General features: G+C 67.3%; 13 protein-coding genes. 8 read left to right on the top strand and 5 right to left on the bottom strand.

Going from position 1 to position 12808, the window contains the following annotated elements:
* The first annotated feature begins 31 nt into the window (after window positions 1–31).
* The 3 genes from I6J77_RS01100 to I6J77_RS01090 all read left to right on the top strand — a co-directional run bounded on the left by I6J77_RS01100 (window position 32) and on the right by I6J77_RS01090 (window position 3694).
* Window positions 32–1678, top strand: coding sequence for a M4 family metallopeptidase (locus I6J77_RS01100; protein WP_239309127.1), 1647 nt, complete (start codon window positions 32–34; stop codon window positions 1676–1678).
* A 283-nt stretch (window positions 1679–1961) separates the two neighbouring features.
* Window positions 1962–3071, top strand: coding sequence for a catalase family peroxidase (locus I6J77_RS01095; RefSeq protein ID WP_204110228.1), 1110 nt, complete (start codon window positions 1962–1964; stop codon window positions 3069–3071).
* Window positions 3068–3694: a cytochrome b gene (locus tag I6J77_RS01090; RefSeq protein ID WP_204110227.1), complete on the top strand. Its 627-nt coding sequence runs from the start codon at window positions 3068–3070 to the stop codon at window positions 3692–3694. Before I6J77_RS01095 ends, I6J77_RS01090 begins: the two co-directional genes overlap by 4 nt.
* 10 nt (window positions 3695–3704) lie before the next feature.
* On the opposite strand, the gene I6J77_RS01085 is transcribed toward I6J77_RS01090, so the two are convergent.
* Window positions 3705–4337, bottom strand: a complete 633-nt coding sequence (locus I6J77_RS01085; protein ID WP_204110226.1) for a PQQ-binding-like beta-propeller repeat protein — start codon at window positions 4335–4337, stop codon at window positions 3705–3707.
* A gap of 210 nt (window positions 4338–4547) precedes the next feature.
* Entirely contained in the window at window positions 4548–5768 is a 1221-nt protein-coding gene (locus I6J77_RS01080) for a helix-turn-helix domain-containing protein (RefSeq protein ID WP_204110225.1), read from the bottom strand.
* A 129-nt stretch (window positions 5769–5897) separates the two neighbouring features.
* Between I6J77_RS01080 and I6J77_RS01075 the strand changes: the two genes are divergently transcribed.
* Window positions 5898–6662, top strand: a complete 765-nt coding sequence (locus tag I6J77_RS01075) for a DUF899 domain-containing protein (RefSeq protein WP_204110224.1) — start codon at window positions 5898–5900, stop codon at window positions 6660–6662.
* Between the two features lie 9 nt (window positions 6663–6671).
* A complete protein-coding gene (locus I6J77_RS01070) occupies window positions 6672–7484 on the top strand; it encodes a DUF2182 domain-containing protein (protein WP_239309125.1) in 813 nt (270 codons plus the stop codon).
* 44 nt (window positions 7485–7528) lie between these two features.
* On the opposite strand, the gene I6J77_RS01065 is transcribed toward I6J77_RS01070, so the two are convergent.
* A complete protein-coding gene (locus I6J77_RS01065) occupies window positions 7529–7903 on the bottom strand; it encodes a cupin domain-containing protein (protein WP_204110223.1) in 375 nt (124 codons plus the stop codon).
* Window positions 7904–8138: 235 nt separating this feature from the next.
* Here I6J77_RS01065 and I6J77_RS01060 point away from each other — a divergent pair, with 235 nt between their 5' ends.
* Complete coding sequence (locus tag I6J77_RS01060) at window positions 8139–8336, top strand: CsbD family protein (RefSeq protein WP_204110222.1); 198 nt, start codon at window positions 8139–8141, stop codon at window positions 8334–8336.
* A gap of 102 nt (window positions 8337–8438) precedes the next feature.
* Here the strand turns inward: I6J77_RS01060 and I6J77_RS01055 are convergent, their stop codons facing one another.
* Entirely contained in the window at window positions 8439–9593 is a 1155-nt protein-coding gene (locus I6J77_RS01055; RefSeq protein WP_204110221.1) for a hypothetical protein, read from the bottom strand.
* 72 nt (window positions 9594–9665) lie between these two features.
* Between I6J77_RS01055 and I6J77_RS01050 the strand changes: the two genes are divergently transcribed.
* Complete coding sequence (locus I6J77_RS01050) at window positions 9666–11144, top strand: DUF2779 domain-containing protein (RefSeq protein WP_204110220.1); 1479 nt, start codon at window positions 9666–9668, stop codon at window positions 11142–11144.
* Window positions 11145–11269: 125 nt separating this feature from the next.
* Here I6J77_RS01050 and I6J77_RS01045 read toward each other — a convergent pair whose 3' ends face one another.
* Window positions 11270–11743 (bottom strand): hypothetical protein, encoded by a 474-nt coding sequence (locus I6J77_RS01045; RefSeq protein WP_204110219.1) that lies wholly within the window; start codon window positions 11741–11743, stop codon window positions 11270–11272.
* A 31-nt stretch (window positions 11744–11774) separates the two neighbouring features.
* On the opposite strand from I6J77_RS01045, the gene I6J77_RS01040 reads away from it, so the two are divergent.
* Window positions 11775–12773, top strand: coding sequence for a YafY family protein (locus I6J77_RS01040; RefSeq protein WP_204110218.1), 999 nt, complete (start codon window positions 11775–11777; stop codon window positions 12771–12773).
* Window positions 12774–12808 lie beyond the last annotated feature (35 nt).

Here is a 12808-nt window from a genome sequence, read left to right as displayed (position 1 = left end):
AACTATGTCGTCGCTAGCCAAGGCCGTATCCGTGGCCATTCTCATGGGAGTCGCCGGCCAGTCCGCCGCGGCCGACCAATCCGGGGCGATCACTCGCGCCCTGAACGCCATCCACAAGAACCCGGCGGCGACCCGCACGTCCGCCGGCGACGGGTTCAGCGCACGCAGCGTGATCGTCGATCGCGACGGCACCGAACACGTCCGCATGAACCGCACCTACCAGGGCCTGCCGGTGATCGGCGGCGACCTGGTCGTGCACTCGCGTGCCGGGGTCTTCCGTGATGCCAGCCTGGCCATGGTCGCGCCCATCAACATCCCGGTCACGCCGAAGCTGACGGCCAGCCAGGCCATCGTGAATGCCGGCGCGGAGTTCGGCACGGACTTTCATGCCATGCCGACTGCGCGCCTGGCCGTCTACTTCCGCCGCACCACGCCAAAGCTCGCTTACGACGTGCTGTATGTCGGCACGGCCAGGGACAAGACGCCGATCCGCATGCACTACTTCGTCGATGCGACCAGCGGAGCGATCCTGGAGCAGGAGAACGACATCGAGACCGGCATCCTGCCGGGCGGTGCCCCCGGCACCGGCATTCCGGCGGGCACTCCGTCCACGACGCCGGCCACCGGCAGCGGCCGCTCGCTGCTCGCCGGCGCCGTCCCGCTGAACACCCAGTGGAACGCGACCCGCCGCATCTACGAACTGAAGGACACGACCCGCGGCAACAGCTACATCAACGATCTCGGCAACGGCTTCCGGGGCTTCGGCACGCTGGTGGTCGATGGCGACAACCGGTGGGGCAACGGCACCATGAGCGATCGCGCGACCGTGGCCGTCGACGCCGCCTACGGTTTCGGCAAGACCTGGGACTACTACAAGAACGCCTTCGGCCGCCTCGGCATCGCCGACGACGGCGTCGGCCCGGTCGGCATCGTGCATTACGAGTCGAACTACAACAACGCCTTCTGGAACAACGACTGCTTCTGCATGTCGTTCGGCGACGGCGACGGCCTGACCTTCAAGCCCCTGGTCGCCATCGACGTGATGGGCCACGAGATGAGCCACGGCGTGATGCATGCCACGGCCGACCTGGCCTACGTGCCGGGCGACACCGGCGGTCTGAACGAGGCGAACTCCGACATCATGGGCACGATGGTGGAATTTTCCGCCAACAACTCCGCGGAGCCGGGCAATTACCTCATCGGCGAAACCCTGGTGCTGCCCGCGTACGGGCAACCGGCGCTGCGCGCAATGTTCAAGCCGAGCCTGGATGGCATCTCGGACGACTGCTACCCGGACGCGTCGGTCGACAATGGCGCCTACCTGCAGTTCTTCCAGACCGCGAAGGACCCGCACTTCACCTCGGGCGTGGGCAATCATTTCTTCTACCTGCTCGCCGAGGGTGCCGTGGTACCGACCGGGGTGGGCGTGCCGGCGGGCCTGGCCCCGAACGACCTGGTCTGCAACGGCAACGTCGGCCTGACCGGCATCGGTCGCGGTGCCGCCCAGCAGATCTGGTATCGCGCGGTGACGGTGTACATGACCTCGACCACCAAGTACGTCGACGCACGCATTGCCACGCTCCAGGCGGCAGCCGACCTGTTCGGCGGCCCGACCTCCGCGACGCCCGCGAACTACAACGCCGTTGCCGCGGCGTGGGACGCGGTCAACGTGCACTGACCCCGGCGCCCGTGTTCCATGCCGGGGTTGCGGCGCAGCAGCGGACACCATGATGCATGCCGGCCACACTCCCCGATTCGGGGAGTGTTTTTTTTGGCCGCCCGAAAAAACCGGAAGATCACGACGTCCACGCCGCAGCGCACTCGTGCCAACGATGCGGCAGGCCGGTCGATGGCCGGGCCTCGACGTCCGAACACGGGGTGAATCCGTGCCGGCGATGTAACCGACGCGACCGCGGCGGCGAATGTAGTGACTGACGCACTCGCCAGGACACGCCGCCACCATGCCCGACATCGAACCCGCCACCGACCCATCGACCCGCCAACGCTGGCCAGCCCTGCTGGCGATCGCCCTGATCGTGGGCGGCGTGGCGCTGGCCTTCGGCTGGATCGCCGGCTGGCTGACGCCGAACCGGCTGACTCCGCAACGTTTCACCGACGCGATCGAGAGCGGCAACGGGCAGATCTACCGGGGCTATCGTCGCGCGCATGCCAAGGGCATCTGCGTGGCCGGCCATTTCGAGGGCAACGGGCAAGGCGTGGCGCTGTCGAGCGCGCGGCTGTTTGCGCCGGTGCGCACGCCGTTCACCGGGCGCCTGTCGATCGCCGGCGGCGCGCCCTACGGGCTGGACGGCAAGGCGCGCGTGCGCAGCATGGCGCTGGAGTTGAACAGCGACGACGGCCAGCAGTGGCGCATGGCGATGAACAGCTTTCCGTTCTTCGGCGTGTCCACGGTGTCGGCGTTCTACGAGCAGACCCGCGCCAATGCCCCCGACCCCGCCATCGGCAAGCCCGATCCGGCGAAGCAGGCCGCCTTCGTCCGCGCCCATCCGGAATTCGCCCGCTTCGCCGACTGGGCCAAGACCGCGCCGTGGTCGACCAGCTGGGCCAACACCACGTTCAACGGCGTCAACGCCTTCCGCTTCACCAATGACCGTGGCGAAGTGCGCAACGTGCGCTGGTCGATGCAGCCGCAGGCGGCCTTCGCGGCGATGACGCCAGAGCAGCGTGCTGCCGCCGACGGCAATTTCCTCAGCGAGGATCTGCAGGCGCGACTGACCCGTGCGCCGCTGCGCTGGGACATGGTGGTGACCCTGGCGCAACCCGGCGACGCCACGGCCGACCCCGCCCAGCCCTGGCCCCGGGATCGCCAGCACGTCACCGTCGGCACCGTGGTGATCGAAAGCAGCACGCCGCAGGCCACCGGCGCCTGCCGCGACATCAACTACGACCCGCTGGTGCTGCCCGCCGGTGTGCAGGGTTCGGACGATCCGATCCTGGCCGCCCGTTCGGCCGTCTATTCGGTGTCGTTCAACCGCCGCGAACACGACATCGCCAGCGGCAAGGCGGACACCGCCATCGGCAAGCCCGCCGCACCGGAGGCCAGGCCATGAACGATCTTCATCCCGCCAGGCTCGCTCCGCGGCACTTCAACCTCACCGCGCGCGTACTGCACTGGAGCATGGCGCTGGCGATCCTGGCCATGCTGTTCGTCGGCGTCGGCATGGTCGCCTCGCTGAGCCTGCGCCCGACCCTGGTCAGCCTGCACCGGCCGCTGGGCATCGCGATCCTGCTGCTGGCGATCGTGCGGCTGGTGAACCGGCTGCGCCATCGCCCGCCACCGTTGCCGGCCGACCTGCCCCGCGTGCAGGTGCTGGCGGCGAAGGCCTCGCACTGGCTGCTCTACGCGCTGATGTTCGCGATGCCTCTGATCGGCTGGTCGATGCTGTCCGCCGGCGGCTATCCGGTGACCATGTTCAAGGGTTTCAACCTGCCGCCGATCATGCCCCACGACGCCACCGTCTACGCCGCGCTGCGCGGCGCCCACACCTGGCTGGCCCTGCTGCTGTTCGCCACCGTACTGCTGCACCTGGCCGCCGCGCTGTTCCACGCCTGGGTGCGGCGCGACGAAGTGTTCCCCAGCATGGCGCGGGGCGCATCGCCGACGCCTGCGCCCATCGCGCCGGAGCCGGTCAGCATGTCGCCACGGGACGAAGGCGGCGACGCGGACTCGTGAGGCGTCGAACTCAACCGGCACGCTGCACGGTTCGCAGCTTGCCGCTGTTGCCGCCGCCACAGAAGAACTGATCGCCGCCGTCCGACTCCAGTCCCGACACGCCGGTGCCGGCCGGCATCTCGAGGATTTCCAGCACCTCGCCGCTGCGCGGATCGATGCGGCGCAGTTCGCTTTCGTCGTTCTCCCAGGTGCCGTGCCAGAGTTCGCCGGCGGCCCAGCAGACACCGGTGACGAAACGGTTCGATTCGATGGTGCGCAGGATCGCGCCGGTGGCCGGATCGATCTGGTGGATCTGGCGCGCGCGGTACTGTCCCACCCACAACGAGCCTTCGGCCCAGGCCAGCCCCGAGTCGGCGCCGCCACCGGGCGCAGGGATCGTGGCCAGCACCTGGCCGCTGTGCGGGTCAATTTTCTGGATGCGGTCCTCGGCCAGCTGGAACAGGTGCTGGCCATCGAACGCCGTTCCCGCGTGGGCGACCACGTCGATCGAGCGCAGCGTCTGGCCGCTCGCCGGATCGAGCGCGTTCAACTTGTCGCCTGAGGCAAACCACACGTGCCGGCCGTCGTAGGTGACGCCATGCACGCCGTCGACGCCCGCAAAGGGGCCTTGTTCGCGGACGATTCGGGCGGCTGATCGTTTCATGCTGCTTCCTGATGAGGCTTTGGAACCTGCTTCCGCGCCGTCATTCCCGCGAAGTCGGGAGGCGTTCCATCAACGGCGAAGCGGGTCCTCCGGGGCGTGTTGTTGGGAGATCAAGGTGGATTCCCGCTTCCGCGGGAATGACGTCATGGCGGAGTTTCGGGATTCGTGGTTGGCGCGCCGGTCAATCTGATGGGTCTCGATGCAGGCAGCCTAGTCGCCCTGCAGCGGCGCGGGGAGTAACAAGCTCGTCGGGAATCCGGGCACGGGCGGGCTCAGCCAGCGGCGCGCCCGCCCGCGGCCGAACGACTGCACCTTGCCGGCCGCTGCCAGCGCATCGAGCGCGCGTTGCACGCTGCGCTGGCTGGCGCCCAGCGCCAGCGCCAGGGCCGAGCTCGACCACGACTCGCCGTCGGCCAGCAGGGCGAGTACGTCTGCGTGGCGCTCGTCGAACGGCGGCGCCAGCACGACGACCTGATCGGCCCGATGCGGCGCCAGCGCGAAGCCGCGCTTCGTCGCGTCCACGCCGGCCAGTGCCTGCAGTTCGGTGCGCAGCCGGCCGATTTCGACGCGCAGGCGTACCCGATGCGATTCGTCGGCGAACCTGGTGCGGAAGACTTCGGCGATGAGCGTGTCCCGCGACACGTCACCCGGCCATGCCTCGGCCAGCAGGCGGGCGATCGCGAACAGCACGGGCCGCTTCGCCAGCGCCACCCGCGTGCCGGACTGGCAGACGACGTGACGACAGGCGTCGATGACGAAGGCGTTCGATGCCAGCAGCGCCTCGACGTCCTCCAGCCGGATCAGCCGTTCACCGGCATGCGTGATCAGCCGCGCCGCGGGCGCGTCGAGCACGCGGGCAGCATCGTCGATCTCCGCCACCAGCGCCGGGATGCCGGCATGGCGCGCGGCGTAGCTGGCCCGGGCCAGCGCCGCACGCGCCGGTTTCGTGCGCAGGCGGCGCAGGGCGATGCCGGCGTTGACCAGCTCGCGGGCCGCGCGCGAGGCGAGTGGCAGCGGCGCGGCATCGAATCCGGCCAGCGCCCGCTCGGCCTCGTCGAGGCGGCCGAGCAGAAGCAGGCGCCGCGCCGCGAGATAGCGCGCATGCGCCGCGTTCACCGGATCGCCGTGCGCCTCCAGCGTCACCCGCGCGGCATCCAGCGCCTTCACCGGCCAGCCCAACTCGCGCGAGGCGAGCGCGATCTCGGCTTCGGCGATGACGCACTTCGCGCGGGCCACCGGCTTCCTCGCGCCGAACGCGCGCGCCGCGCGCTGCACCAGCGCCTTCGCCCGCACGAAATCGCCGAGCTGCGCCATCGCGATGCCGCGCAAAGCCAGCGCGGGCGCATCGTCGCGCAAGGCGATCCGGTTCAGCGCGCCCAGCGGGTCACCCGCCGCCAGCGCACGCGCCGCCGCCGTGATCAGTGAATCCATCGGACCGGAACCAATCGCGCCACGCTTGTCACTCCCACCCTTCGATGTCCGGTTTCTAATCTAGCCCACGATCCACCGGCAAGTCGCATCGATCCCCGAGCGAATGCCGGAACCCATCGGGAGAACGCAATGACCATGCACACGACCGGAACCCGCGACGAATGGCTGGTGGCACAACTCGGCCTGCTCGATGCAGAAAAGGAGCTGACCCGACGCGGCGACGAAGTGGCCCGGCAACGCCAAGCGTTGCCGTGGGTCAAGGTCGACAAGGCGTATCGCTTCGACACCGACGAAGGCAGCGCCTCGCTGGCCGACCTCTTCCGGGGCCGCTCGCAGCTCCTGGTCTACCACTTCATGTTCGGCACCGATTACAGCGCGGGGTGTCCCTCGTGCTCGTCGATCGCCGACGGCTTCGACGGTTTCGCCGTGCACCTGGCGAATCACGACGTGACCCTGTCGGCGGTATCGCGGGCACCACTGGCGAAGCTGCAGGCGTACCGGCAGCGCATGGGCTGGCGCTTCCCCTGGGCATCCTCGTCCGACGGCGACTTCAACTTCGACTTCAACGTCTCGTTCACCGAAGCAGAGCAGCGCGCCGGAGACATCGAATACAACTATCGGCGCGATGGCCACGCCATGGACGCGAGCTCGGCCCCCGCGCCGGTCATCCAGATGGCCGCCAGCTGCGGCACCGACGCGCCCACCTACACGCGCGACCGCCCGGGCCTCAGCGCCTTCGTGCAGGAGGACGGCGTGATCTACCACACCTACTCCACCTACGCGCGCGGCCTGGACGGCCTGTGGGGCATGTACCAGTGGCTCGATCGCGCGCCGCTGGGGCGCAACGAAACCGGCGTGTGGTGGCGCCGCCATGACGAATACGGCGGCAAGTGAGCCGCCCCCGTGGATGCGCACGGCATGGGGATCGCTTCGACCCGGGCTTGCCGGACGAACCTCCCGCTGCGCTTTTTCGGCGTCGCCGCCCTGCCGTTTGCCGCCAGCGCCACGCTGACGATCATCGGCTGCACCGCCATGGCATCGATGGGCGAGTTGCCGATGCCCGGCGGCTGGACGCTGTCGATGGCATGGATGCCGATGTGCGGCCAGGCCTGGCCCGACGTCGTGGCGGCGTTTCTCGGCATGTGGCTGGCGATGATGGTGGCGATGATGCTGCCGTCCCTGCTGCCGGTGCTGTGGCGCTGTCACGCAGCCATTGACCGCTCCGGCCATTCACCCGCGGGCCGACTGATCGCGCTGATGGGCGCGGCGTATTTCACGGTGTGGCTCGTGCTCGGCACCGGTGTCCTTGCGCTCGGTGCCCTGCTCGCCACCGTCGTCATGCAATGGCCGGCGCTGGCGCGCGCCGTGCCGATCGCTGGCGCCGCGGTCGTCCTCGCCGCTGGCGCGCTGCAGTTCACCGGGTGGAAAGCCCGTCATCTCGCCGGCTGCCGCGCGACGCCGGTCATCGCACCGCGGCTCGCCACAAGCTGGCGACATGGACTGCGCCTGGGCCTGCATTGCAGCTGCAGTTGCGTCGGCCCGATGGCGATCCTGCTGGTCGGCGGCATCATGGATTTGCGCATGATGGCGATCGCGACGATGGTGATCACGATCGAGCGCCTGGCCCCCGACGGAAGGCGTGCCGCGCGAACCATCGGCACCGCGTTCGCCATGGCGGGACTGCTGATGATGACGCACGCGGCCTGGCCGGGGTGAAACGATCCCGCCGCCGTGCATGGGCATGCCGAACCGCGCCCGATTCAGATCTCCACATGCAGCGGCGCGGTGAACTGCGCGTCCTCGACATTGCCGGTGTTGCGCGTCGCGGCAGGCTCGAAGATCAGCACCTCGACCTCTTCGCCGGCGGCCGTGCGGTGCTCACGGCCACGCGGAACCACGACCAGCTGGCCGGGCTCGAGCTCGACGACATGGTCGCGAAATTCGACGCGGAACTTCCCGCGCCAGACCAGGAACATTTCGTCCTCGTGCTCGTGCACATGCCAGGGGAAGACCCCTTGCAACTTGACCAGCTTGAGCTCCTGGCCATTCAGCGCGGCGATCGTCTTCGGTCGCCAGTGCTCGCTGAACAACGCGAATTTTTCCGCGATGTCGATCTTCCAGGGAGTCGCATTCATGCTGTGGCACCGGGCAAGGTGAGGCGGGTCGGATGGCGTTGCTGCTGGCCAAGGGTAGCGAATCGCGCGTGAAGTTTTTTTCCGAAACGCGTCTGGCACGCGCAGATTGTGAACCCCCGCTTCTCCCATGAACATCCTGACGACCTGCCGCTCACGCCGATTCCGGAGAGTGGTCGGCGCGCACAGGCTTCCATCGACACCTGCCGCGTACCCCTCAATGACGGAGTCACGACTGATGAACAACGATCGCATCAAGGGCAACTGGAAGCAGCTGACCGGGAAGATCAAGGCCAAGTGGGGCGACCTCACCGACGACGACCTGACCGCTGCCGAAGGCAATCAGGAGTACCTCGTGGGCAAACTGCAGGAACGCTACGGCATCGCCAAGGATGAAGCGGCCCGGCAGGTCAGGGAGTTCGAGAACACGCTGTAAATCCCGTCGGGCTCCCGGAAAGGGAGCCCGATGGTGGCGCGCCGAGCGGTGCGGCCAGCCCCCGCAGTCGCCACCCGTCAACTTGCATGCAACGGAAGCGGATCACGGCGGAACTTCAGGTGGCAATCCCTCGTCGAGAAAGCCGTTGTACTGCCGCATGTGCTGAGCTTGGACAAGCGAGTCCATATCAAGCGAAGACAGCAGGCCAATGCGCATGCGAAATCTGGCCTCACGCAGCGTCGACTCGATTGCGTCGTGGAATTTCCGCGGCAGCGCGTGGATGCCGAGGACGGGCTCCAGCCAATGCCGAAACATGGCGTGCCACAGACGATCCAGCCGTCCGGGCATGTTCAGTGGATCGGCCTTGGCCACATCCTGGCGTGCATCGAATACCGGATCGATCGAGTTCGACAGCGTCGCCCACATCGCGTCGACCGACCAGGCGGTCATGCCAGCGCTCACGCAGCTTGCCGTGACCAGACGCGCCGAAAAATCCACCGCAACCATGTGGATGGCACAAACCGGTTGCGTCCCCATCCATCGCCAGTCGCCTTGCCACCACGCGGCAAAACGCAATTGCATCGCTTCAAGCTCCGCCTGCGTAGCCTGACCAAACAAGGGCTGGCTCAGGCACGTCAGCCGCTGCGGATGGCCGACGTTCCGCATCCAGGCCAACAGGCGTGCGGCGTCCGCCCGATCACGAAGCAGAGCCAGCATCGAAAACGCAGGTGCGTCGCGGATCATGCCGACCGCGTCCAGCCTGGGCCTGGTGCCATCGTCAGCTGGCGGCAAGCCTCGCAGATAGCTGGACAGCAACGGCGGCACGGTTCCGAAACAGCCGTCCACCGTCAGCCCTGCACCGGACACCATGTCGGTAAAAGTGAGCGCTCCACAACTGCGCAACGCATGCAGCCACGCCGTGATGGTGCCCTCAAGGTACGCGCGCGCCTCGTCATCCCAACCGTCTTCCTCGCCGGCATGCACGTCCAGCCAGAGCGCAAACTGATCCGGGTGCCCGGCGAACAGCACATCACGTGGCCGGGCCAATCCCGCACGCACCAGCCGTATGGCATCTTCCGGATCAAGATCACTGGCGATGCACTTGAAGATGGGCGCGCCATTGCTGCCCAACTGGAGCGACATCAGTCGATGGTTGCGGGATACAAGGGGCATGGCCGGGCTCCGCGGGAAATACCCGCAGCCTGCCTTGCGCCAGCGACATGTCGTGTCGCCGGTGCCGCGATAGTCAGCCGACATCACTTGTCGCGTGCCGGAAGTAGGTTGCCTGCAGCCACTTTCCGCATACGCGCCAGCCAGGGAAACCGTCCCATGCCATCGACCGCCCCACGTCTTTCCAAGACCCGCATGCTTTCCGGCCGTCAGTGCAAGCGAAGGCTATGGCTGGAAACCCATCGCCGCGAACTCGGGGAGACCGACGCGGCCACCCAGGCGGCCTTCGACAGCGGCAATGCGGTAGGCGAACTCGCCCGCCTTTCGCATGGCCCGGGCCACTTGATCGGGCACGTGCACGAACTCGACGCTGCCTTCGCCGAAACCGCTGCATTGCTGGCGCGCAAAGGCAGGCGCCAGACCCTGTTCGAAGCGGCGTTCCAGCATGACGATGTCGTCGTGCGCGCCGACGTACTGAAGCCGGCAGTCCGCGGCTACGACCTGATCGAGGTGAAGGCATCGACCGAGGTCAAGGACTACCACCTCATCGACTGCGCCATCCAGGCATGGGTTATCGACAACGCCGGTGTGCCGCTCCGGCGCATCCGTCTGGCCCATATCGACAACGGCTTCGTCTATACCGGCCATGACGACTATCGCGGCCTGCTGGTCGACGAGGACATCACGAACCAGGTTCGCGACCTCATGCCCGAGGTGGCCGGCTGGGTACGCACGCAGAAGCGCACGCTACGAGGCAACGAGCCCGCCATCACCACCGGCGAGCACTGCCAGCGTCCCTTCCCCTGCCCCTTTTTCGATCATTGCCGGGCGCAGGAACCGGCGGCTCCGAAGTATCCGGTCACGATTCTTCCCCATGCCGGGAAGCTCGTCAGGACATTGGTCAGCGAAGGCTACCTCGACTTGCGCAAGGTACCCGCCGCCCGCCTCGCCAATCCGCGCCACCGGCGCATTCGCACCGCGTCGATCAGCGGGCGGCGCCATCTAGATCCGGCCGCCGCCGATATCGTCGGCAGGCTGGGCTACCCGCGCCACTATCTCGATTTCGAGACCATCGACTTCGCCATACCCCGCTGGCCTGGCACTCGTCCGTACCAGCAAATACCGTTCCAGTGGTCGTGCCACGTAGAGCGCCGCGATGGCTCGCTCAAGGAACGCCTGTTCCTGGACCTCAGCGGCAAGCCGCCAATGCGCGCGTTTGCCGCATCCCTGCTCGGTGCGGTGGGGCGGCACGGTCCGATCCTGGTCTACAACCAGGCATTCGAGGCGGCGCGGGTTCGCGAACTCGCCGTCATGCTCCCCGAGCTGGCTGATGACCTGCTGGCCCTGAACGCGCGGATGATCGACCTGCTTCCGATCACCCGCGAGCACTACTACCACCCTGCCATGATGGGCTCGTGGTCGATCAAGGCCGTGCTGCCGACGATCGCAGCGGATCTGGACTACGCGCGACTGCCACACGTCGCCGACGGCGGGCAGGCCCAACTGGCCTACCTCGAAGCCATCCATGCCGAAACCACGGCCAGAAGGCGAAGCGTGATCGACAAGGCACTGCGGAGGTACTGCGGGTACGACACGCTGGCGATGGTTCGCCTGGTTCGCACGTTGGCGCAAGCCTGAGCTGGATCGTGACGACACCGGTCGTCGGACATGCCCTGCTCGCTCTTTTCAGTGGCCTGGGCGTGCATCTTTCAGCCGTCCATCTTTCGGCCGTCAAGTGGTTCCGGGATATCTGAACTGCGGCATCAACCGATGCGCCCTGGATCGCCATGCTGCCGGCAACGGGGCGCACCGGTCGCGTCCGTGGCATGACCCGGCCAGGCCGCCACACCGCAAACATCGCAGACACGCGTCGAAACTGCCTCGGCAAACGTAATCATCGCGTGTTGGCGCTCGCTGGCATGCCGGACGCGGAAGCGCAGCGAACCCAGCTTCTCCTTGACCTGGCAAGCCATCACCTGTGGCGCGCCACGGCACCCGGTTTCCCGTTGCAATGCGCGACAAAGCAGGTCGATCAACGGATACCAGCCATCGCCCACCTCGAAACCCCGTCCCATCGCGCACAACCTCTTCGGCGCATCGCGATCGGAGAATATCTGCGGGTAACGCGCGCACAGGGAATGATCGAGCTCGGGATTCACGTGGCTGATCCTGTCGAAGAGTGGACCGACATGAAGCTCCATGCATGCGACACCAGATGTCGCCTTGCGTGCGATCATCGAGCTTGCTTCACCCACACCGGGAGACGACGTGAGCGAGACCGTGCTTCGCTACATCAAGATGCTGGAGTACCTGCCACGTCACCCTGGCGGCATCACGGTGGCGGCGCTGCACGCCAGGCTGAGCAACGACGGATTCAGGATCGACAGGCGCAGCGTCGAACGCGACCTTGGCCACCTGTCCGCGCAGTATCCGATCACCAGCACCGGATCACGCCCATCCCTGTGGCACTGGGTGCGCCAGGCACCGCATCTGTCGCTGCCCGGGCTCGATCCGGCCACCGCACTCACCCACGAGCTGGTCGCCCGCTATCTCACTCCCATACTGCCGCGACAACTGATGGCTGCGCTCGAGCCCCAGTTCATCGCCGCGCGACAGGTGCTGGGCGACCTGAAAGCCTCGCCGATGGGCCGCTGGCCGAACAGGATCGCGGTGGTTCCGCATGCGCAGCCACTGCTGTCGCCAGCGGTCGCCGCCGACGTCACCGATGTGGTTTACGAGTCGCTGCTGAACAACCGCCGCTTCGAGGTCAGCTACCGCGCGGCCGAAACGGAACGTTCCAAGCGCTACCCGCTGAATCCGCTGGGTCTGGTGCTGTATGGCAACGTGCTCTATCTGGTGGGTACCGCCAGGGACTACTCCAATCCCTGCATCTACGCCCTGCACCGCATGTCCAGGGCCACGGGCCTCGACGAGCCCGCGATCGTGCCTGACGGGTTCGACTTGAATCGTTACGTGCAGGAGGAGCGCGCTTTCGAGCAACCCGGTGGCGGCGATCTTCGCCTCGAACTGCGCGTCGGCCCGTGGCTCGCCCGCTATCTGGGCGAACGCCACCTGGCCGCCGACCAGACCCTCTCGCCGATCCGCGGCAGCGACCTCATGCGCCTGCGCGCCACCGTCGCGGACACCGCACAACTGCGCTGGTGGCTGCGCAGTCATGGTCCGGCCGTGGAAGTGCTCAAGCCCGCGAAACTGCGCCGCGAGCTGGCCGCCGAGTTTGCCGAACTGGCCAACACCTATCGGGCGTAAACACTCGCCGTGGAGAGGATGGGCACAGCCATGGC

The sequence above is a fragment of the Rhodanobacter sp. FDAARGOS 1247 genome, from assembly GCF_016889805.1.
Lineage (GTDB): Bacteria > Pseudomonadota > Gammaproteobacteria > Xanthomonadales > Rhodanobacteraceae > Rhodanobacter.
The sequence above is the reverse complement of the archived record's forward strand: the minus strand, read 5'-3'. Positions and strand labels throughout refer to the sequence as shown.